A 21,589-nucleotide genomic window follows, 5' to 3' on the forward strand; every position below is an offset into this window, starting at 1 on the left:
TAATAGAAAGGAGGAATGTTTGGTCATAAAATGAATGGCTATTCATTCATTGATGAAGTATAAGGGGTGGGAGAATGGATTTGATCAAAAATCTTGAGCAGACTGCGATGACCAAGGGAGAGAACGTCGCACTGATCTTTGAAGGGAACAAGTGGACCTATCAAGAACTGATGACAAGTATCGAACGTTTCGCAGATGGTTTAGTGAGCGAAGGGTTTCAAGCGGGAGATCATATCGCGCTGATTTTAGGAAATTCACCGCATTTTGTGATTTCATTTTTTGGTGCATTAAAGGCAGGGCTTGTTGTTGTACCTGTCAATCCAACATATACGCCAAGTGAAATCGGCTACATGCTGGTCACTGGTGATGTAAAAGGGATTGTTGCACCGGATCAGCTTCTGCCGATATACGAGCAGGTGTATGAACAGCTTCCAGCGATTGAACGAGTCATTATTTGTGCTCAAAATGAATCTGCGTGCAGGTCAAGTTTAAAAGAAGTATCTGATCGTCTTGTTTTCTTCGGAAAGCTTGTGTCTGGAGATGCACCAGAAGCTGAGCATCCTGCCATACAACCTGACGATACGGCCGTTATTTTATTTACATCTGGCACAACAGGAAAACCAAAAGGGGCAATGCTCACTCATGTTAACCTTTATTCAAATGCAAGAGACATTGCGGAGTACCTGTCAATTGATGAGAAGGACAAGGTGATTGCTGCTTTGCCGATGTTCCATGTGTTTTGTTTGACCGTCTGTATGAATGCCCCTTTGATTCATGGAGCGACCATCTATGTCCTGCCGCATTTCAGCCCATCAGAGCTTTTACGAATGATGGAGAAAGAAAAACCAACGCTATTTGTTGGTGTTCCAACCATGTATAACTATTTATACCGCCAGGACGGTCATGAGGAAGCGATGAAGTCGGTGAGGATTTGTATATCAGGCGGTGCGTCCATGCCTGTTGCTTTACTTCACGGTTTTGAAGAAAAGTTCGGTGTCACGGTGCTAGAGGGTTACGGATTATCAGAGGCTTCCCCAGTGACGGCATTCAATCCCCTTGATGGAAAAAGAAAACCAGGCTCGGTCGGCACTGATATTATGAATGTGAAAAATAAGATTGTGAATGAACTTGGAGAGGAAGTTGGACCAAACGAAGTCGGAGAACTCATCGCAAAAGGGCCAAACATTATGAAAGGCTATTATCAAATGCCAGAAGACACAGAGGCGGCCCTGAAAGACGGCTGGCTGTACACAGGAGATTTGGCGAGAAGAGATGAAGACGGATATATTTATATCGTCGATCGAAAAAAGGATATGATTCTCGTTGGTGGGTATAATGTCTATCCAAGAGAAGTAGAAGAAGTGCTTTATCAACATGAAGCTGTAGCAGAAGCCGTTGTCATCGGTGTGCCAGATCCAAACACAGGAGAGGCTGTTGTCTGTTACATTTCCCCTAAGAAACATGCTCACATCAATCAAGAAGACATCATCACACATTGTTCACGCTATTTGGCGAAATATAAGCAGCCCCAAACGATCCATTTCATTGATGATATTCCAAAAAACACGACTGGTAAAATTTTAAGAAGAGCGCTAAAAGACAAGTACCAAGCAGAAACAAGTAAATAAAAAGGGAGCCTCTTGAAGAGGCTCCTCAGATTGTTGACAAAGGGCTAAAATGTTGTTTATTTTAGCCCTTTGTCTTCTTTTCAGTGTGATAGAAAACCTTTGAAGTTTAGGAAGGACGAGTACTGGCGCGGAGCGAATTTCACATTCGTGAGCACCAGCACGCAGGACTGACAAAGAATGCGAGGGTTTGTCTACACGCTGGGGAGTCTCCTATGAAGAGTCTCCTTTTTGAATCGCTTCTTGTACCTGTTTTCGAAAGGAATTTGACTGTTTTTGATTTAATTCATAATAGGTGCCGTCTACTAAAAAAACAACTTGAGAGCGGTTGGTCCATAGCTGAAAAGAAGTGCCATTTGTCCGTCCGAACATGACCTTGGCGATATAATCTGGCTTCTTTACATTCTTTTTGAGATGGCTGCTTGTTTGTTTCCCTTTGTTTAATTGTTCAATTAGATCCTCAGTTGTATCTTTATCATCTATTTCATAAGAAATAGACTGGTTCGTCGGTGAAAGCAATAATTTCTCTGCTCGATTTTCATCGAAGATGTCACTTGTCCGGCTGAACACATAAAAGAAGGTAATCAGTAAAAGCCCAAAGATCACAATTCCTGCAAGGATTTTCTTCATGATGAACCTCCAACTCACTTTTTTATGGTTAGTTTCTCCGATTTTTGAACAGCATAATCATTTTTTTCACTCAAGCTTTTTCAGATAGGGCATGCTATGATGGAGCCACATGAGACAGGTTCTAAACAAAAACGTGCGTGATTACAATAGAGAGAGAAATGGAAAGGAGGCTGACCAGTGCGAGTACGCAAATGGGTAGCTCTTGCAACGGTAGCATACATATTGTACGGTCTTTTTATTTATTCTTACTTATTTCTAATGGGGGATTCATCTGTCCCTGACAGTGTGAAAGGGACAAGTGCAGACCCGCATACATTTATGACAAGCCATGAGCTTGTGATTAGTGGAAGTTACTCGAACATTCGTAACCTGTTGTACTTTATGACAATTCCTTTAGATTGGTATGTCTTTTTCCTTTTGCTCATTTCAGGGTTTTCAAGGAAATTAGCAGATTGGAGCTTGGCAGCAGCTCGTTTTCATCTTTTGAGCAAACTTGTGTATGTGTTTGTGCTGTCATTTTTGACGATGCTGATCACATTGCCGGTCAAGTGGGTGAGCTACCAGTTGTCCTTGAACTACGGTGTTTCAGCACAAAGCACGGCAAGTTGGCTAAAAGACCAAACGCTTGATTTTTGGATTCAATATCCACTGCTTGTTCTATGCGCGATTGTGTTCTTTTGGCTCATTCAAAAGAAAAGGAAGTATTGGTGGCTGTATGCTTGGTGTTTAACCGTTCCAGTTACTCTATTTCTCTTCTTTATACAGCCGGTCGTTATTGATCCACTCTACAATGATTTTTACCCATTGAAGGATCAAGCGCTTGAGAAAAAGATATTAACTCTTGCAGAGAAAGCACACATTCCAGCAGATCATGTATATGAAGTCAACATGTCAGAGAAAACAAACACGATGAATGCTTACGTCACAGGAATTGGTGAAAATAAGCGTATTGTTTTGTGGGATACGACACTTCAAAAGCTGAAAGACCGTGAAATCTTATTTATCATGGCGCATGAGATGGGACATTACGTGATGAAGCATGTGTATATCGGTTTAGCAGGATATTTAGTGCTGTCTCTGGTTGGATTTTTTGCCATTGACCGTCTTTATTTTTACCTTTACCAAAAAGGCGCTTCTCCATTTCGTCTGAAGGCACCACATGACGTTGCTGCTCTTCCGCTTCTGTTGATCATTGTATCTATGCTGTCATTTGTTGCTTCTCCTTTTACAAATGCTGTGTCAAGGCATCAAGAACGTGCAGCTGATGAATACGCCGTGAACTTGACGAAAGATGGAGAGGCGGGGGTGACGTCATTTCAAAAGCTTGCAAAATCAGGGCTTTCCCAAGTCAATCCGCCACTTTTAGTGAAAATCTTCCGCTATGGACACCCGACGATGATGGAGAGAATCTTCGATATGGAAAAAGCCGCAAAAAAAGAGGAAACATCGAAAAAGCAATAAATAAAAAATCCGGCTCAGTTCGCCGGATTTTTTTGTCACACTTATTTTAGTTAGAAGCCGCTTGAACGTTAATTAATCCTTTTCCATAATAGAACGAATTACCAAGCGGTGTTGCCGTATTTTCTAAGCGCTGACGAACCTGAGACGTTGATAGATTCGGATACTTAGAAAGGATAAGCGCTGCTGCTCCTGCTACATGAGGAGATGCCATTGATGTTCCCGTATAAGACGTATATCCACTGCTTGGTACTGTACTTAAAATCGATGTACCAGGTGCAGAAACATCTAATTCAGGACCTGCGCTAGAAGACGAGTTTCTGACATTGTTGCTGTTCACGTTGGCAACAGCAATTGTAGAGTCGTATTTTGCAGGATACCCTACGGTGCTAGTAGAGCCAGTTGAACCTGAATTCCCTGCTGCGGCAACGACAACTACTCCGCGGTTATTCGCTGTGTCTACAGCATTTTTAAGCGCTGTGGAGCCGTTTGGTCCGCCTAAGCTCATATTGATGACATCCATGTTATTGGCAACAGCCCATTCAATACCGCTGATAATCCAGCTGTATTGTCCATCGCCGTAACGATCTAATACTTTAACGGCATACAAGGAGGCGCTTGGCGCAACCCCAAGAACACCAATCGTGTTATCAAGGGCAGCAATGGTTCCGGCTACATGAGTTCCGTGTGATTGAAAGTCTTGTGTGGCATTTGGCTCTGAAGGGACGAAGCTAGCACCGCCTGCAACATTTAAGTCAGGGTGTGCGGCGTGGATTCCAGTATCAAGGACAGCTACTTTGACGTTAGCACCTTTATAACCTTGAGCGTGTACGGCTGGAGCTTTGATTTGAGGGATACCATAAGGGACGGTTTGGGCATATGCTTCTGCTTTGTGGTCTTCTTCTACATAAGCAATGCTAGGGTCGTGTTCAAGTTTTTTTGCGGCTTGTTCAGACATCTTCACTTGTGCAGCATTAATGAGGCGGTATTGTTTTTCTAATTTCCCACCATTTTGTGTCACTGCCTGTTTCTTAGAGCTGTTTGTGGTGGCAGAAGCTTTAAAGCCAACGATATAGCTTTTTTCGCTTTCTGACTTTGAGGCAGTTTCGGCATTTGCCATCGAGCCTCCAAACCCTGCTGAAAACAGAAGAGGGACAGCCAATAAAACACTTGTCATCACATTTTTCTTTTTCACGCACATTCCACATCCCTTTTTCTTATTTCAGAATAATCATCCGTAGTCTATTAGAATGATCCGTTTGATTATTCTGTATTTTCAGTTTAATAGAGATAGGCAAATAAGAGTAGACCTGAATTTTTGTGGAAGTCCTAGCGAAAAATAGGGAATTAAGTCACTTGGAAATGATGGTAAAATATGTTTATTTTATATTTCCAACGGTTTTCTATTAAAAAGGAATCGTGCTTTTTTTCTCATGATCCATTTGAGGATAAACATTCGATACCCGAAATGCCATAAAATAGGTAGAAAAGGCTATCATCTATTTCGAATTTCGATATAAAAAAATATTATTTTATCATTGTTTTTGACATGAAAAAGAACCTGCTATGAAAACAGGTTCTTTAAGAAGGGGCAGATTGTGTTAAATGGCTGACCACGTTGTAATCGTTCACCTTCCATTCACCATCTGTCCATTCCACATAATTTAAGCAGGCATTCTCAAGTCTTGTATCCTTAATACCCATATGTTTGTCAGCTAGTGAGGTGAGTAAGGCATGGATGGCAGCACCGTGTGCTACGATTAGTACCCGTTGATCTGGGTAGGTTGCTCTCACTTTTTCAATACCTTCTAGCATTCGATCTTGAAGTGCCGATAGTGGTTCCATATTTGGATACTGTTTATTTGGAAACAGTTTCTGACGTTCCTCAAATGACATGCCTTCAGCGTCGCCATAGTCACGTTCAATAAAATCGTCCATGATCACGAGCGGTGCATGTACATGCTGTAAAATCAAATGAGCTGTTTCTTTTGCCCTTGATAGCGGACTGGAAATGACAACATCCCAGTGGGCATTTTTTAAGTAAAGACCGGTTTGTTCCGCTTGCCATTTACCAGTGTCATTTAAAGGGATATCTGTTCGTCCTTGAATTCGTTTTGCTGCATTCCAATCGGTTTCTCCGTGTCTGACTAGGCAAATTGCTGTCAATCAAATCCCGCCTTTTCTATCTTTTCCTCTATTATACTAAAACAGAAGAAGAATGACTGGATCAGTGATTTGTCAGACTCGTTAAAGACTCGACCGAACTTGCCACTTGGGACACTGTTTGTTTGACTTCTTTCAATTCGTTTAGGAATGTTTGCAAATCTATTTCAATTTTTCCGTTTTGGTTTTTGCTTAAGTTCATGCTGCTGACGATATCATCGAATAGCGAGTTGATTTGGGTCATTTTTTCTTTACTGTCTGTCACAAGTAAATTCACATCAGCAATATGCTGTGACACAATGGAGATTTGTGAATTTGTGTTGTTGACGAGCTCAGATACAGTTGAAACCGTTTTCTTTGTATCCTCTGATAATTTGCGAACCTCATTTGCAACGACAGCAAAGCCTTTGCCATGTTCACCTGCTCGAGCTGATTCGATTGAAGCGTTTAAAGAGAGTAAATTCGTTTGCTCCGCAATACCTGTGACGATCCCAAAAATTTGTTCAATTTGTTTTGCAATTTCTTCTAAGCGTTTAATTTCTGTTTCAATCTTTGTCATACTGCCGTCAATTTGGTTCATTTGCGTCTGCTGAATTTCTAACTCTTTTTTACCGCCAATTGATTTCTCTTCAACTTGTGCTGAAATCTTTGTGCCAGCCTGTGACATATCCGCCATCTCATCAGATTTTGATACAAGTTTGTCCACTGCATTTGTTGTGTTTGAGAAGAGAGAAGCAAGTGAATTAGATGTTTCTGTAATTTTTGTATGAAGCTCTTTTTGCTGTAGTTCTGCTTCATCACGAACTTTAGAGTATTCATTTTGGAACGTATCTAGGACAAGCTGCTGTTCTAGATTTAAAATTTTCGTCGTCGCTTTCACTGCCGTCTGATATTCTTTGAAATCTTGGATATGCTGGGCAAATAAATCCATAATGGATAGCAATAGGTCTTGGAAGGCTGCCATATACCATTTAGGTTGAAGTCCAATTCTTAAATGAACTTGTGCAATTTTAATTCTTTTGGCCACATAAGATTCGTCAATCACACCAGCAAACATTTCACTAATATGAATGCGTAGTGTTTTCTTTAGACGCTCGACTGAGCTGTTATCTTGAATGATGTGCATCAAGGAAGACTCGACTTCTAGGTTTTTATAAAATTTATCGACGATATGTTCAATTTCATCTTGAACGATTGGATTCAGCTGTTTCAAGATAAAAAGGTCTTGCTGCGTCAAATCAATCATTTTAATTTGTTTGGCAATGTCCGTATTCTCCGGAAAATTGATTCGTTTTATCCCATCATCCTGCTGTGTGAAAAAAGCAGTGTTTTTCTTTTTACTCTCTTTTTTAAATAACAATGTGTTTGTCCCCCCATGATCATCAAAAATATCAGACTTTATGTTTTTTATCGGATAATATTGGATTTTTTAAAGGGGAAACAGTGAAATTTTACTGTTCTTTATATGACCTTTTTAGTGGTTTTTTCGCCGGACCTTCTACTACTTCTCCCGTAATGGAGAAACGAGACCCGTGACAAGGACAGTCCCACGTGCGGTCACTATTATTCCACGCGACTTCACAGCCTAAGTGAGTACAGGTTGTATCGACAAGAAAGAGATCGCCGTCCTCTGACTTAAAAGCGCCACATTTTTTATGCTCATAAGACACAATCCCGCCTTCACCCGGTTTTAAATCATCAATTGTTTGATCAGCTCGCTTTAATTTACCGCTGATCAGCTTCGCTGCAACATTGGTGTTTTCTTTGATAAAGTCTTTTACGAATGCGTCTGACACGAGTCTTGATGGAGTAAAGATGGATTCGTAAGGATTCGATTTTCCTTCGATCAAATCTCCGATCAGTGTTGCTGCTACGTGGCTAGTGGTCATGCCCCATTTTCTAAAGCCTGTTGCCACAAAAATATTCGAATGATGTGATGTCAGGCGGCCAATGTATGGGATTTGATCCATTGTGACCATATCATGCGTGGACCAGCGGTAAAGGACTTCCGTTATGCCAAGGGTCGCTTCACCAAACTTTTCTAGTGCTTCATAGTGTGCGGATTCATCTCCGCCTTGTCCGGTTTTATGGCCTTGTCCACCGATGAGCACGACGTCTTCTCCATGGAATTTTGCTGTTCTTAATGAATGGGCAGGCTGATCAATTCCTAAGTACATGCCGTCTGGAAGCGGTTTTTTTGTTTTGGCTGCGACGACATAAGATTGCTCAGGATGGATTCGCGTGAAATACAGTCCTTTGCCATCGTAAAAAGGAAAGTGTGAGCATGAAATGATAGAGCGCCCCATCAGATGATGGCCACTTTTTGTGATGACAGCAGGGTGTTTTCCTTCTTTTACATCGACTGCCGTTGTCTGTTCAAATATGCGCACGCCTCTGTCAATGAGCTGATCGATCAGTGCATGAAGATAATGAAGAGGATGAAATTGTGCCTGCTGCGTCATGGCGAGGGCTGCCTTGATGCCAGCATCAAACGGGAGCGCTGTTTTCCATTCGCGATCGATACCGAGCTGTTTGTACGCATCTAATTCCTTCTTTAACTTTTTGACGCCGTTTTCTTCTGTTGTATAAAGATAAGCATCTTTTACCTCAAGATGACAATCAATGTCATACTCTTTCACACGTGCTTGGATGAGTTCCTTAGCTTTTTCATTTGCTTCTACATATAAACGGGCTTTCGGCATACCAATATGTTGAATCAGATCATGATAGTACACATCATGCTGGGAGGTAATTTTCGCTGTTGTATGTCCGGTGGTTCCTTGCAATACTTGATCAGCATCTATGATGATGACATCCAGTCCGCGTTCTGTCATTTCAAATGCAGTAGCGATACCGGTAATACCAGCACCGACAATGATGACATCTGCTGTAAGATCTTCGCTGACAGTAGGAAAAGAGGGCTTCTCACTATCAGCTAGCCATAATGACTTTGCTTGTTCCGATCCTTTATGTTCTTGTTCCATGTTGTCGCCTCCAGTCACTTGTTGTGTATAATTTTTCCACGATGCTGAAAATCATACATTTTAATGAAAACAAGAGCGAAATACATAAAAAAATGAGCAACACATAAAAATAAACGAGATAAAAAGGAAGGAGTGGTCTGACGTGTCAACAAAGCAGCCAAAGAAAACGTTACCGCCTCAGCATCAGAACGAACGTCCAGGACTTGAATATAAAATGAACCCTAGACCTATCTTTGATCGAGAGGTGCAAGGCAAAAAGCTGACAGGGAAAACGGCGATTGTCACAGGTGGAGACAGCGGGATTGGAAGAGCAGTATCTGTCTTATTTGCGAAAGAAGGAGCCAATGTAGCGATTGTTTATTTGAATGAACATCGTGATGCGGAAGAAACGAAGGACTATATTGAAAAAATGGGAGGTCGCGTTATCTTAATAGCAGGCGATCTAGGCGATGAAGCTTTTTCACACGAGGTCGTCAAACAAACAAAAGATGCTTTCGGTTCGATTGATATTTTGGTCAACAATGCAGGTGAACAGCATCCGCAAAAAAGCATTGAACAGATTACCTCTCACCAGCTTCTTCGGACATTTCAAACGAATATATTTGCCATGTTCTATTTAACAAAAGCGGTGCTCCCTCATTTAAAAAAAGGAAGCAGTATTATTAATACAGCATCGGTCACTGCTTATAAAGGTCATGAAACCTTAATTGATTATGCATCGACAAAAGGGGCGGTTGTAACGTTTACAAGATCATTATCTCTATCTCTTATCAAACAAGGGATTCGGGTAAATGGGGTAGCGCCTGGACCGATTTGGACACCGCTGATTCCATCCACATTTACGGAAAAGGAAGTGTCTGAATTTGGTGGTGATGTCCCAATGGAGCGGCCTGGTGAGCCAGTAGAGTTAGCACCGAGTTATTTATTTTTAGCGAGCGAAGACTCTTCTTATATGAATGGACAAATGATTCATGTGAATGGCGGAACCATATTAAATGGATAAAAACAAAAAACTTGCGGTAAAGAGACAAGTTTCTGTCTCTCTGCCGCAAGTAAAATCATCATGATTGATGTAAGCAATGTTCTGCATATTGAGCTGACAGGTCATTAAAACGCTTTTCATCACGCTGATCTAGCGCCTTGTCAATCTCTTCTCTAAGGAAGGTTAAGCGCTGTTTATAAAGCGCCTCATCTAAAACCATTTGAATATAAATGTCTAAAATAGTAACGCCATTCTCTTCGGTTTTTTGGGTGTTGCGGGACTTCATGAGCTCAGCATACGTTTTTTTCTCTTTCATAAAGAATCCCCCCGATGCCTTTTTTATAGTATATGGATTGGCGGAGAAAAAATCAACAAGAATTTATAATTTTTAGACAATTTATTTTTGAGCCATATCGACACCACTTGTCCAGTCGACAAGATGCGATATATCTTTAAAAATGGCTTTTAGATAGATCGAATGTACTAAAAAACATGATAAAAAGATAATTTTAAATAAATATTGAAAAAATCCTGTCGTTTCTTATACGTTGGTGATAGATTAATAGTATCTAAAATAACCAAAAATTAACACAGGAGGAAATGAAGTGTCAGGAATTAGTGAAACACCATTAGATTCATACGTCATTAATCAAACAACAATGGCGGTCCTTCCGGTTGAAGAAGGAAAACGAGTATATTCAAAAGTGATCGAAAGAGAGACAAGCTTTTACGTTGAATTAAAGCCGCTGCAAATTATAGAACGCAGTTGCAGGTTCTTTGGCTCAAGCTATGCAGGCAGAAAAGCGGGAACATACGAAGTAACAGGTATTTCCCACAAGCCTCCCATCGTGATTGACTCATCCAATCATCTGTATTTCTTCCCAACCTATTCATCCAACCGCCCTCAATGCGGATGGATCTCCCACAAATACATTCATATCTTTCAGGAATCATCCCTCGGAGACACGGTTGTTACTTTTACAAATGAGCAATCGGTCAAATTAGATGTCTCATATAAGTCATTTGAGAGTCAGGTACACCGAACAGCGTATCTCCGAACGAAATTTCAAGATCGACTTGATGGAGGTCTTCCTAAGAAACAAGAATTTATGCTGTATCCAAAGGAACAGCAGCTCAACCTTGTGTATGATTTTATCTTAAGAGAACTTCGTAATCGTTATTAGTGAGAGACCAGCGGCAGACAGCCGCTGGACTGCTTACTCATCGTCATCACTTTTTTGCAGAAAAAACCATTGATTATCGTATAAAAAAATATATAATTTATCTATATCATATAATTTTTTATATAACGAAAGGGGTCATGGGGATGATGTATGAAGAACTGGATACGCCGGCACTACTCATTGATAAAAGGGTGATGATGGAGAATGTAGTGGCGATGCAGCAATACGCAGACCGTCAGCATGTCAAATTGCGCCCTCATACGAAAACTCATAAAACGCCTGCACTTGCCAAGCTGCAGGAAGAGAAAGGTGCATCTGGCATTACGGTGGCGAAAGTAGGAGAGGCTGAAGTAATGGCAGCCCATGGGCTCAAGGATATTTTTATCGCCAATCAAATTGTAGGTGAGATTAAACTCAAGCGGATTCGTAAACTGGCAGAGTTGATACAGATTTCATTCGGTATAGATTGTGTTGAGCATGTGAAGCAGATTGAGCAAGTCTTTTGTGAATCAGAGAAAAAAGCGGAGGTTTTAATTGAGATAGAGGTTGGAGAGGGAAGGTCTGGTGTCATTGAAGAACATGATTTCTGCCACATATTAGAGGCGATTCAAACAAGTGATGCCGTTCATTTAAAGGGGATTTTTTCTCATGATGGTCATACGTATCAAGCGGAAAGTAAAGCACATTGCCGGACATTATACAAGGAGGCTGTAAATCGAACGCTCCGTTTTGCGCAGATTGCAGAAGAAGCTGGTATGCCGCTAGAGGTCGTCAGTATTGGATCAACACCGCCATTTTTATTTCAATTTGATATTCCAAAAGGAGTCACAGAAATACGGCCAGGCACATACATCTTGATGGACGCTTCCCAGTCCAATGTAATCGGCACATATTCACATTGTGCAGCATCTGTGCTGACAACGGTCATTAGTAAACCGACAGAGCGCCGGGTGATTACAGATGTAGGGGCCAAGGGGCTGACGGCACAAACACGTACAAAAGGGCTGACCAAAACAGAGGGCTTAGGCAAAGTGAAAGAATATGATGATGTATTTGTTTCAAGCGTATTTGACGAGCATGCCATTATCTATCATGAAGGCTTTCGTCAAAGTGTACAGATCGGTGAGAAGGTGCAAATTATTCCGAATCACATCTGTCCTGCTGTGAATCTTCATGAAAAAGCATACCTCATTCAAGATGGCGAAGTGGTAGAAGAGCTGGAGATTGCTTGTAAAGGAAAGCTGCAATAAATGGGTAGGATCATAAAAGGCGCCGAAAGGGGTCTTTTTTATTGGAGAAAAAATGGCGAAGATGAATTAGATTGAAACCAAATGTGCCTTTCTCGTCGTCTATTGACTGTATCATCATGAAATGGCAGGGAAATGTGAACCATTAGAAGGATTTTCATTCATTTCCGCATAAATCACAGAAGTGATACATGCGGTCTGTTACAATAAAAATAAGTCATTTCTTGCAAGGTGTTCGTATGAGGTAAAAGTTGATCATATTTGACCGATATGAACAAATGGGAAAGAGAAATGGGGGCCGTGTATGAAAAAACGATGGCATTTGATGCTGCTATTTACCGTGACAGTGACACTACTCACAGCCTGCAATCAAGCAGGTCAGCCGCCTTCAAAACAAAACACAAAAGAAGCTGCGTATGAACAATGGGTTCAGCGTTATATGGATGAGTTAAATGAAGCATATGAAAACATGACCGATCAATTTATTTCAGATGGACACGGAAAAATTCAAGTGAATGAAAAATTGACAAAAGCGACGAAAGCATTCGACCGTGTCATTCAAAAAGGGCTTACTCATCAAGAAGTGCCAGCTGTGTATCAAAAGGCAGACAAACAATTAAAGACAGGTCTTGCTTCATTTGAAAAAGGAATGAGCAAGGTAGAGCAGCTGTTGAAGCGTCCTGATCAAGAAAAGCTGTTTATGTCAGCCACTCAATATTTTCAAGATGGATTGCAAGAGACAGCCTCTTTCATTGAAGAAGTGGGAAACGTTCAGCAATCACAATGAAAAGCCTGGAAGAGAGACTTCCAGGCTTTTTTAGATGTGCAGTGTTTGCTTTAATCGGCGTACACCTTCTTGAATCATGGCTTCATCCGTACAGGCAAAACCAAGCAGCAACCCTTTCCTTTTGCTTTCATAACAATAGGGGCTTAATGGATAAATGCCGACACCTGCCGCTTTTGCGGCCTCAATCGTACCTTGTTCATCAAAGTCTGATGTTCCTTCCAAAAAGACGTGAAGGCCTGTATCGGTTCCATATAAACGGAAGTGTTTGTCAAAGTGATGTGTCAAAAGAGCATCCATCATCGCTGCCTGCCGTTTTTTATACACCTGTCTCATCCGCCTGACATATCGCGTAAACTCGCCTTCTCTGAAAAAAGAGGCAAGAGTGATTTGCTCCATGATCGGCAGCTGTCTTTGAATAAGTGATTGCAGTGCAGCGATTTCTTTGATGACTGCTTTGGAGCCGATGATGGCAGCAAGGCGGATGCCTGGTGCAAGCACCTTGGAAAAACTGACAATATAGATCACATGATCGGGTGCTTCTGAAAATAAAGAAGGAAGCGGTCCGCCATGATAACGATAATCCCCATCAAAATCATCTTCTAATATGTAAGATTGAGCCTTCGCAGCAAACTGCAACAGCTCCCGTCTTCTATTGACGCTCATACAGACACCGGTTGGCCGCTGATGAGAGGGCGTTACAGCGATCAGCTTTGTACGTTCTGGCAATGTATTCACCATCATTCCTTCTTCATCGACTGGTGCGGGGTAAATAGTCATTTCGCGATGTAAAAAGGACAACCTAGCTCCAGGAAAACCAGGATCTTCAACAGCGACTGTATCTCCTTTTTTGAGCATGACTTGTGAAATTAAGTCAATGGCTTGCTGTGTGCCCCCTGTTAACACCATTTGGTCTTCTTCTATATCAATGCCGCGTTCAACCGATAAGTATTGGCGAATTTCTGAACGCACTTCCCATAATCCATGCGGAGAAGAATAGCCCCAATCCTTCATATTTAAGCGCTGTAGTGCTTTTAGAAGCGAGCGTTTCCATATGTTTTGAAAATGGTCGTCGATGGCTGGTTCTTGATGGCGGAAATCAATCTCAAGTGTGTCATGAAATTGATTGGCCGAGAGCCAGTGATCCATTTGTTTTTCAGCCTCGTCAAAGTGAGGTCTTGTCGGAAGTGCAAAAGGCGGTTCGTTTTGATGTGGGGGAGAAGCAGCATAGTGATTACTTGAAATGACCTTTGTCCCGCCTCTTCTAGAGGTGCTGACATAGCCTCTTGCTAGCAGTTCATCATAGGCAAGCTGTACGGTGGATCGAGATACGTTGAGCTCTTGTGCTAATACTCTTGTCGGAGTCAACTGATCATCAGGATTCAGTGTGTTTGTATGAATTTTTTGAATGATGCCATTGACGATTTGCTGCCAGAGCGGGGTAGAGCTGGAACGGTCTAAATGAATGTACACAGTGCACCTTCTTTCCTTTGTCATGTCATCATTGATGATGACATGGAATTATGGACTGGTCAATAGCTTCATTTTTGGATGTGGGAAGAAATCCAAATGATGTGTACACTGGTTCATATCATTTACACAGAGGAGAGAGTCCCATGATTCCTGCATCAAAAGAAGAAACAGCACAGCTATCCATGATTCCGTTTGTGTTCGTTTTATTTAGCCTTTTTATGATTACAACAGCAGTGAACCTGCAAGTCCCTCTTTATACGGAATATGCAGAGCAGGCAGGATACGGAAAGGCGTCAACAGCCCTTGTGTTTGCTGCGTATGTTTTCGGACTGATTCCAGTATTACTGTTACTTGGCGGCATGTCTGACCGGGCTGGACGAAAACCGATTTTATTGATCGCTCTTTGCTTTTCATTATGTGCCACCCTGCTCATGATCGTGCATCCGACCATACAAATGCTCTTTGTCGCCCGGCTGCTGCAAGGAGTGGGACTTGGGTTAAGTGTTGGCACATGTACTGCCTACTTGATTGCTTTATATCCAGAGAAATCGGGCTGGATCCCAACGTTTATCGCATTATGCAGTTCAATTGGATTTGGTGGAGGTGCTCTTTTTACAGCGATTCTTTCTTTTGAGCAAGTGTCACTGACGCCTCTTAGCTATTGGATTGTGTTGGTCTTGATTATGTTGACGATTGTTGCTGTATTCTTTTTGGTGCCGCCTGTACAAGGGGATGCAAGTAAACCGCTCATGAACATGCCGAGGTTTCCAAAAGGGACAATGCCTGCGAACATAGCCATTGCTATCGCATGGTCTGTGTGCGGTCTTGTCATTTCGATTTTGCCAGCACAGCTTAAATTAAATGGCTATGAATTGTGGGTAGGCCCGGCGCTGTTTTTTATTAATATGGCAGGTGTTCTGATGCAGCCTTTTGTCCGAAAGATGAATAGCAGTGCAGCGCTTCGTATCGGTTTTATTTGTCTTCCGTGCGGATATGGCCTGCTGTTATTCGGTGCTAATAGCGGGTCTATATTCCTTGTCCTTGCTGGAACTCTTTTAGCGGGCACAGCTTGCTATGGATTTACTTACTTAGGCGGTCTCCAGCTGATTGTTGAGAAAGGGAAGAAGGAAGCGGCTAGAGCCGTTGCTGGATATTACTTGTTTGCGTATCTAGGTCTTGGCATACCAAGTGTGTTCGTTGGTCTCTTTGCTGATATGTACGGTACTCAGACAGTGTTAACGATCTTTTTCATGCTCGTGCTGGCAGCCTGTCTGATCTTGTTTAGTTTAAGTTTCAGAGAGAGGCAAAAGTGAAATGGATTCTTTCTCTTTCCTCTCCAATTCGTTTAAAATAAAGACAGAAGAGGGGGAGGGAAATGAAAAAAGTACAGCTAAATGGAGCGATGTGCAGATCACAAGAGGAGCTTCATGATCAACTAAAAACAGTGTTACAACTTCCTGATCATTACGGGAAAAATCTTGATGCCCTTTGGGACTGTTTAACAGGAGAAGTGAGCTTGCCTGTAGAGCTTACATGGATTCATTATCAAGCAAGCAAAGACGAGCTTGGTGATTATGCAGAGAATTTGCGGCAGTTATTTCAAGAGGCTGAAGAGGAACTGCAAGGGCAGTTTCAATTGAATATTGAAGTGTAAAAAAGCAGCTGATCCCAAAAGCTGTTTTTTTATGCAGTTTTCACCCTTTCTCATTCTACTATTGAATATTTCACTAAATATGATAATATATGAACTGCCGTTAATTGATAATGATAATCATTTGTGGCAGAGAGCTTGATAGAAAGTGTGAACCCTGTATGAAGTTGTACCAATTAAGTTTGTTGTTTGTGTGTTTGGCATGTGCGTCGCTGTTTGTCGGAGTACAGGACCTGTCTCTTTTACAGTTGTTTCATCTATCAGATGAACAAATGAACACTTTATTTTCAAGTCGCATCCCGCGGCTGATGAGTATTGTGCTTGCTGGCATGAGCCTGAGCTTATGCGGTTTTATCATGCAAAGCATGACGAGAAATAAATTTGTCTCTCCAACGACTGCAGGAACAATGGATTGGGCCAAGCTGGGTATTTTAACCGCTATGCTTGTTTTTACACAGGCAAGCCCGCTGATGAAAATGGCGATTGCGTTTTTATTTACGTTAGCTGGCAATCTATTATTCTTAAAAATTCTACGCCATATTAAGGTGAACGATACGATCTACGTACCGTTAGTCGGCTTAATGTTTGGCGGAATTGTTAGTTCAATTTCCACGTTTATAGCCTATAAATATGATTTGATCCAAAACGTATCCGCATGGCTGCAAGGGGATTTTTCTCTTATTGTTCAGGGGCGTTATGAACTGCTCTATGTGAGTGTTCCTCTATTGATCATCGCGTATTTATATGCTGACCGCTTTACAGTGGCTGGTATGGGTGAGAGCTTTGCCGTCAATTTAGGTTTAACGTATAAACGTGTCATGGCAGTTGGTTTGGTGATTGTTTCGATGATTACTTCTGTAACGATTTTGACTGTTGGCATGCTGCCATTCCTTGGCTTAATCATTCCGAATATTGTATCGATCTACCGAGGGGATCACTTGAAAAAGAGCCTGCCGCATACGGCTTTATTAGGGGCCATTTTTGTGCTCATATGTGACGTGCTCGGACGGGTGATTATTTATCCATATGAAATATCTGTCGGGCTTATGGTCGGCATTATTGGAAGTGCGATCTTCCTGTACATGTTATTAAGGAGGAAGCGCTATGCATAAGAAACGAACATTATTTCTCATTGCAGCCATTGCAGCCGTATTCGTTGTCATCTTCGTCACCTTTCAAATGGGGTACTGGGAGTACACAGTGCCGAGCCGTTTAAAAAAGGTGCTTGCCATGACTTTGACAGGAGGCGCGATTGCCTTTTCCTCTGTTGTGTTTCAAACATTGACCAATAACCGAATCTTAACGCCAAGCATTTTAGGGTTAGACGCGCTTTACTTGTTTTTGCAAACGGCGATTATTTATCTTTTTGGTTCGACCAACTTGATGATCGCGAATAAGAACCTGAATTTCTTTCTCTGCGTTGGATTAATGATTCTGTTTTCTGTGCTTCTCTATACGGTCATGTTCAAGCGCAAAAACAAGCATATTTTCTTACTCCTGCTTGTCGGGATTGTGTTTGGAACATTGTTCAAAAGTCTTTCTTCCTTTATGGAAATGCTCATTGACCCGAATGAATACCAAGTCGTACAGGACAAGTCCTTTGCCAGCTTTAATCACATGAACACAGATATTTTACTCTTCGCTTCTCTTTTATTTGCGGCGCTTTGTCTTTATATTTGGACCTTCCGCGCGAAATTAGATGTCATGTCGTTAGGAAAGGAACAGGCTGTGAATCTCGGGATTGACTATGACGGGATCACAAAAAAGATGCTGATCGTCATTGCCGTCCTTGTTTCTATTGCGACGGCCCTCGTCGGCCCGATTACGTTTCTTGGCTTACTCGTTGTAAATGTGGCAAGAGAGCTGTTTCGTACATATCGGCACACGTACTTGCTATTAGGCTCGTTTTTCATTAGTGTCATTGCGCTTGTAGGCGGGGAATTTCTTGTGGAAAAGGTATTTACGTTTCAAACACCGCTTAGTGTGCTGATTGATTTAGTCGGCGGACTGTATTTTATTTATCTACTTTTAAAGGAGAGTCGTTCATGGTCGTGATGAAGGGAGTTAGTAAGACATATAACGGAAAAACAGTGCTTCACGAAACAACTGTCAGTGTAAAAAAAGGACAGCTGACCTCTCTCATTGGTCCAAATGGCGCAGGCAAAAGTACGCTTTTGTCCATCATGAGCCGCCTGATTCAACCTGATACTGGGGAAGCTTATTTAGAGGACAAACCTTATCGTGCGTACTCTCCTCAGGAGCTTGCGAAAAAAATGAGCATCTTGAAGCAGTCGAACCACATGAGTGTGCGTCTGACCGTTCGTGAGCTTGTCAGCTTTGGCCGCTTTCCTTACTCTCAAGGCCGCTTGACAAAAGAAGATGAGAACATGATTGATGTGTCGCTTCAATACATGAGACTCGTCGAAATCCAGCATCAATATTTAGATGAACTAAGCGGCGGACAAAGGCAGAGAGCCTTTATTGCCATGGTGCTGGCTCAGGATACGGATTATATTTTCTTAGATGAGCCTTTAAATAATTTAGATATGAACCATTCAGTTGAAATGATGAAGCTGTTTCAGCAGCTCGTGAAAGATCTTGGAAAAACGATTGTTGTTGTTCTCCATGATATTAACTTTGCATCTGTCTATTCAGATCACATCGTCGCCTTAAAAGAGGGTCAGGTAATCAAAGAAGGAAGCGTTGATGAAGTGATTCAAACAGAAGCACTTGAACACATTTATGACATGCGCATACCGATCGAAGTCATTCGTGGTGAGCGTATTTGCTTATATTTTTCTTGAAAAAATGAAGAGGTGATCAATCATGAAAAAATGGATTTGGATGATAACAGTATTAACAGCGATTGCTGTCCTTGCTGCCTGTGGTAACCAAGGAAAAACAGCGGGAACGAATGAGGAAACCGTAACAGTAAAGGATATGTTGAATAAAGACGGTGTGAAGATCAAGAAAAACCCGAAAAAAGTCGTCGTTTTTGATATGGGAAGTCTCGATACACTTGATAAGCTTGGTGTCAACGTGACAGCCTTACCAAAACAAGTGATTCCTCACTATTTATCTAAATATGAAAGTGACAAATATGAGAATGTCGGCGGGTTAAAAGAGCCAAACTTTGAGAAAATTGCAGAGATGAAGCCTGACTTGATCATTATTCAGCACCGTCAAGCAGATGCATTTGATGAATTTTCTAAAATTGCTCCGACGATTTATATGGATGTAGATAATGCAAACTATATGGATTCATTTAAAAAGAATGCTGAAACATTAGGGAAGATTTTTGATAAGGAAGACAAAGTCAAAAAAGAACTTTCTGCCATTGACCAAAAAGTGGCTTCATTAAAGAAACAAGCCAAAGAGTTAAAGAAAAATGGTCTCGTCATCATGGCGAACGACAGCAAAATGACGGCATTTGGTCCTAAGTCAAGATATGGTCTGATCCATGATGTATTTGGGATCACACCAGCAGATCAAAAGCTAGAGCCATCTGATAAACACGGACAAAGCATTTCGTATGAGTATATGGTCAAAACGAACCCAGATTACTTATTTGTCGTGGATCGCGGCGCGGCGATTGGAGAAGAAACGTCTGCGAAACAGCTTGTTGAAAATGATTATGTGAAATCAGTCAAAGCGGTTAAAAACAATCATGTGGTGTATTTAAACTCTGACATGTGGTATTTAGCAGGCGGCGGCCTTGAATCATTGAATGCGATGATTGATGAAGTGAAAAAAGGAATTGAACAAAAGTAATGGATGAAAAGCTGCTCATTTTGAGCAGCTTTTTTATTGTGGATACATAAAAATATGTTGCATGCAGGAAACTTTCATCAAAATATGTTATAGTGGAACCTACATTGTGAGACTAAGATAGAGTGAGGGTTCGGAAAGGATGAAGGAGAAAACAAGATCAAAAAGAAGGCTAAGACCTTGGGTGAAAGTCGTGCTGTTTATCATGGCATTTGTCATGATCATGGCAGTATCTGTCACAGGATACGCATACTATAAAATTTCAAAAGCGTCGAATAAAGCGCAAGTATCTTTAGAAAGAGGAGAGACCTCGCAAAAGCGTGTGAAAGCTTTTGATCCAGGAAAGGATAGCTTTTCGGTGCTGCTCTTAGGGATTGACAGCCGTCCAGGTGAAACGGTAGACGAAGCAAGAAGTGATGCGGTCTTACTGGCGACGGTGAATCGAACAGACAAAACGATCAAGCTCCTAAGTATTCCTCGTGATTCTTATGTTGATATACCGGGGAGAGGATATGATAAAATTGCTCACGCCCATGCGTTTGGGAGTGCAGATTTATCAGTCAAAACGGTAGAGAATTTGTTAAACATCCCGGTAGACTATGTGATTGCAGGAAACTTTAAGGCGTTTCAAGACATTGTCGATGAGCTAAATGGAATTGACGTAACGATTGAAGATGAAGGCATTGCAAAACAAATGGAAAAGGATTCAAAAGGAAAAGTTCATGTGGAAACAGGCACGCATACGCTCAGTGGTGAAGAAGCATTAGCGTTTGTGAGAACGAGAAAGGCAGATAGTGATCTCATGCGCGGAAAGCGCCAAATGGAAGCACTTCAAGCCATCTTTGAAAAATCCAAATCCATTTCTTCCATACCGTCTTATGACAACATCATTGATACACTTGGGGATAACGTCTCCACCAATTTATCCATGAAGCAGTTGATCGGTCTATTCCCTTTACTGAGTTCATTAAAATCAGTGGATACCATTCAGTTAAAAGGGCACGATTACCAGCCTGGGAATGTGTATTACTTTGAGTTAGATGGACCAGGATTAGAAGAAGTGAGACAAGAGCTGAGAAAACAGCTCGAATTGTCATAATGGAGAAAGAGCCTGCCGCTATGGCAGGCTTTTTTTAATAGTAGAGGGTTGCAGGCATCGTTGGGTACCACACACCATTTAAAGCAAGCGCCCAGCCATACACCTTTTGACCTGATTCAATCTTGTCCTTTACCGAAGTGAGCGCTTCGTATGAAAAGACTTGATAAGCCTGTCCGGTTTTTTTAGCGACAATGACCGATAGAATATTGTCATTGAATACACTTGGCTCTTCGTCCGTACTCGTCCAAGCAATTCGATTATAGTAATTCATGTTGAAAGGATTTTCGAGTGCTTTCACTTCAAACTTTACTCGTTTTCCAACGATAGAAACCGTTGTATAGGCTACACTTGTTATTTGTGTAGATGCTGCTGGGGCTTGTTTTCCTGTTTGCAGTGGTTCTAATGCTGACACTGTGCTTGGCACAAGTAATCCTGCTGCTAAGGTAAGTGCTGTTATTTTTTTGAACATGAGTTGGAACCTCCTAATTTTTGGTATAATAATCAATTCGCCAAAAAGTGAAGAGTTCCTTCTATAAATGTA

21 protein-coding genes are annotated in these 21,589 nt (G+C 41.5%); 13 read left to right on the forward strand and 8 right to left on the reverse strand.

Features of this window, described 5'->3' with window-relative positions; all coding sequences use genetic code 11:
- The first annotated feature begins 74 nt into the window (after positions 1-74).
- Positions 75-1,628 carry a fatty acid--CoA ligase family protein gene (locus NSQ11_RS05150; protein WP_025207044.1) on the forward strand — a complete coding sequence of 518 codons (1,554 nt, stop codon included), beginning with the start codon at positions 75-77 and terminating at the stop codon, positions 1,626-1,628.
- Between the two features lie 210 nt (positions 1,629-1,838).
- Here the strand turns inward: NSQ11_RS05150 and NSQ11_RS05155 are convergent, their stop codons facing one another.
- Positions 1,839-2,255: a hypothetical protein gene (locus tag NSQ11_RS05155; protein ID WP_008348821.1), complete on the reverse strand. Its 417-nt coding sequence runs from the start codon at positions 2,253-2,255 to the stop codon at positions 1,839-1,841.
- Between the two features lie 177 nt (positions 2,256-2,432).
- Between NSQ11_RS05155 and NSQ11_RS05160 the strand changes: the two genes are divergently transcribed.
- A complete protein-coding gene (locus NSQ11_RS05160; RefSeq protein ID WP_335358130.1) occupies positions 2,433-3,716 on the forward strand; it encodes a M48 family metallopeptidase in 1,284 nt (427 codons plus the stop codon).
- A 46-nt stretch (positions 3,717-3,762) separates the two neighbouring features.
- On the opposite strand, the gene NSQ11_RS05165 is transcribed toward NSQ11_RS05160, so the two are convergent.
- The 4 genes from NSQ11_RS05165 to NSQ11_RS05180 all read right to left on the reverse strand — a co-directional run bounded on the left by NSQ11_RS05165 (position 3,763) and on the right by NSQ11_RS05180 (position 8,860).
- Positions 3,763-4,908, reverse strand: coding sequence for a S8 family peptidase (locus NSQ11_RS05165; RefSeq protein ID WP_008348814.1), 1,146 nt, complete (start codon positions 4,906-4,908; stop codon positions 3,763-3,765).
- Between the two features lie 386 nt (positions 4,909-5,294).
- Positions 5,295-5,879 carry a histidine phosphatase family protein gene (locus tag NSQ11_RS05170; protein ID WP_008348812.1) on the reverse strand — a complete coding sequence of 195 codons (585 nt, stop codon included), beginning with the start codon at positions 5,877-5,879 and terminating at the stop codon, positions 5,295-5,297.
- A gap of 61 nt (positions 5,880-5,940) precedes the next feature.
- Positions 5,941-7,236 (reverse strand): globin-coupled sensor protein, encoded by a 1,296-nt coding sequence (locus tag NSQ11_RS05175; protein ID WP_035700157.1) that lies wholly within the window; start codon positions 7,234-7,236, stop codon positions 5,941-5,943.
- 91 nt (positions 7,237-7,327) lie between these two features.
- Positions 7,328-8,860: an FAD-dependent oxidoreductase gene (locus NSQ11_RS05180; protein WP_025207048.1), complete on the reverse strand. Its 1,533-nt coding sequence runs from the start codon at positions 8,858-8,860 to the stop codon at positions 7,328-7,330.
- 142 nt (positions 8,861-9,002) lie between these two features.
- On the opposite strand from NSQ11_RS05180, the gene NSQ11_RS05185 reads away from it, so the two are divergent.
- Positions 9,003-9,863 carry an SDR family oxidoreductase gene (locus NSQ11_RS05185; RefSeq protein WP_008348806.1) on the forward strand — a complete coding sequence of 287 codons (861 nt, stop codon included), beginning with the start codon at positions 9,003-9,005 and terminating at the stop codon, positions 9,861-9,863.
- Positions 9,864-9,921: 58 nt separating this feature from the next.
- Here the strand turns inward: NSQ11_RS05185 and NSQ11_RS05190 are convergent, their stop codons facing one another.
- Positions 9,922-10,158, reverse strand: coding sequence for an IDEAL domain-containing protein (locus tag NSQ11_RS05190; protein WP_008348804.1), 237 nt, complete (start codon positions 10,156-10,158; stop codon positions 9,922-9,924).
- 289 nt (positions 10,159-10,447) lie between these two features.
- On the opposite strand from NSQ11_RS05190, the gene NSQ11_RS05195 reads away from it, so the two are divergent.
- The 3 genes from NSQ11_RS05195 (at position 10,448) to NSQ11_RS05205 (ending at position 13,060) form a co-directional block, all read left to right on the forward strand.
- The gene (locus tag NSQ11_RS05195) at positions 10,448-11,026 is read left to right on the forward strand and encodes a competence protein ComK (RefSeq protein WP_017366958.1); all 579 of its coding nucleotides are present in this window, start codon (positions 10,448-10,450) and stop codon (positions 11,024-11,026) included.
- A 143-nt stretch (positions 11,027-11,169) separates the two neighbouring features.
- The gene (locus NSQ11_RS05200) at positions 11,170-12,276 is read left to right on the forward strand and encodes a D-TA family PLP-dependent enzyme (RefSeq protein WP_144626466.1); all 1,107 of its coding nucleotides are present in this window, start codon (positions 11,170-11,172) and stop codon (positions 12,274-12,276) included.
- Positions 12,277-12,577: 301 nt separating this feature from the next.
- Positions 12,578-13,060 (forward strand): hypothetical protein, encoded by a 483-nt coding sequence (locus tag NSQ11_RS05205; RefSeq protein ID WP_046343108.1) that lies wholly within the window; start codon positions 12,578-12,580, stop codon positions 13,058-13,060.
- Between the two features lie 30 nt (positions 13,061-13,090).
- On the opposite strand, the gene NSQ11_RS05210 is transcribed toward NSQ11_RS05205, so the two are convergent.
- A complete protein-coding gene (locus NSQ11_RS05210; protein ID WP_025207099.1) occupies positions 13,091-14,530 on the reverse strand; it encodes a PLP-dependent aminotransferase family protein in 1,440 nt (479 codons plus the stop codon).
- Between the two features lie 143 nt (positions 14,531-14,673).
- On the opposite strand from NSQ11_RS05210, the gene NSQ11_RS05215 reads away from it, so the two are divergent.
- From NSQ11_RS05215 to NSQ11_RS05245, 7 genes are all read left to right on the forward strand, one after another.
- Positions 14,674-15,843, forward strand: coding sequence for an MFS transporter (locus NSQ11_RS05215; RefSeq protein WP_342501288.1), 1,170 nt, complete (start codon positions 14,674-14,676; stop codon positions 15,841-15,843).
- A 62-nt stretch (positions 15,844-15,905) separates the two neighbouring features.
- Positions 15,906-16,184 carry a barstar family protein gene (locus NSQ11_RS05220; protein WP_025207101.1) on the forward strand — a complete coding sequence of 93 codons (279 nt, stop codon included), beginning with the start codon at positions 15,906-15,908 and terminating at the stop codon, positions 16,182-16,184.
- 158 nt (positions 16,185-16,342) lie between these two features.
- Positions 16,343-17,293, forward strand: coding sequence for an ABC transporter permease (locus tag NSQ11_RS05225; protein ID WP_017366964.1), 951 nt, complete (start codon positions 16,343-16,345; stop codon positions 17,291-17,293).
- Positions 17,286-18,236, forward strand: coding sequence for an iron chelate uptake ABC transporter family permease subunit (locus tag NSQ11_RS05230; protein ID WP_019743340.1), 951 nt, complete (start codon positions 17,286-17,288; stop codon positions 18,234-18,236). Before NSQ11_RS05225 ends, NSQ11_RS05230 begins: the two co-directional genes overlap by 8 nt.
- Positions 18,227-18,985 (forward strand): ATP-binding cassette domain-containing protein, encoded by a 759-nt coding sequence (locus NSQ11_RS05235; RefSeq protein WP_019743341.1) that lies wholly within the window; start codon positions 18,227-18,229, stop codon positions 18,983-18,985. The genes NSQ11_RS05230 and NSQ11_RS05235 overlap by 10 nt, the downstream gene beginning before the upstream one ends.
- 22 nt (positions 18,986-19,007) lie before the next feature.
- Positions 19,008-19,952: a siderophore ABC transporter substrate-binding protein gene (locus NSQ11_RS05240; protein ID WP_079919113.1), complete on the forward strand. Its 945-nt coding sequence runs from the start codon at positions 19,008-19,010 to the stop codon at positions 19,950-19,952.
- Between the two features lie 139 nt (positions 19,953-20,091).
- Positions 20,092-21,048: an LCP family protein gene (locus NSQ11_RS05245; RefSeq protein ID WP_007499147.1), complete on the forward strand. Its 957-nt coding sequence runs from the start codon at positions 20,092-20,094 to the stop codon at positions 21,046-21,048.
- Between the two features lie 34 nt (positions 21,049-21,082).
- Here NSQ11_RS05245 and NSQ11_RS05250 read toward each other — a convergent pair whose 3' ends face one another.
- A complete protein-coding gene (locus NSQ11_RS05250; RefSeq protein ID WP_116306680.1) occupies positions 21,083-21,517 on the reverse strand; it encodes an enoyl-CoA hydratase in 435 nt (144 codons plus the stop codon).
- Positions 21,518-21,589: the final 72 nt, after the last annotated feature.

Source organism: Bacillus sp. FSL W7-1582, from assembly GCF_038593325.1.
Lineage (GTDB): Bacteria > Bacillota > Bacilli > Bacillales > Bacillaceae > Bacillus > Bacillus altitudinis.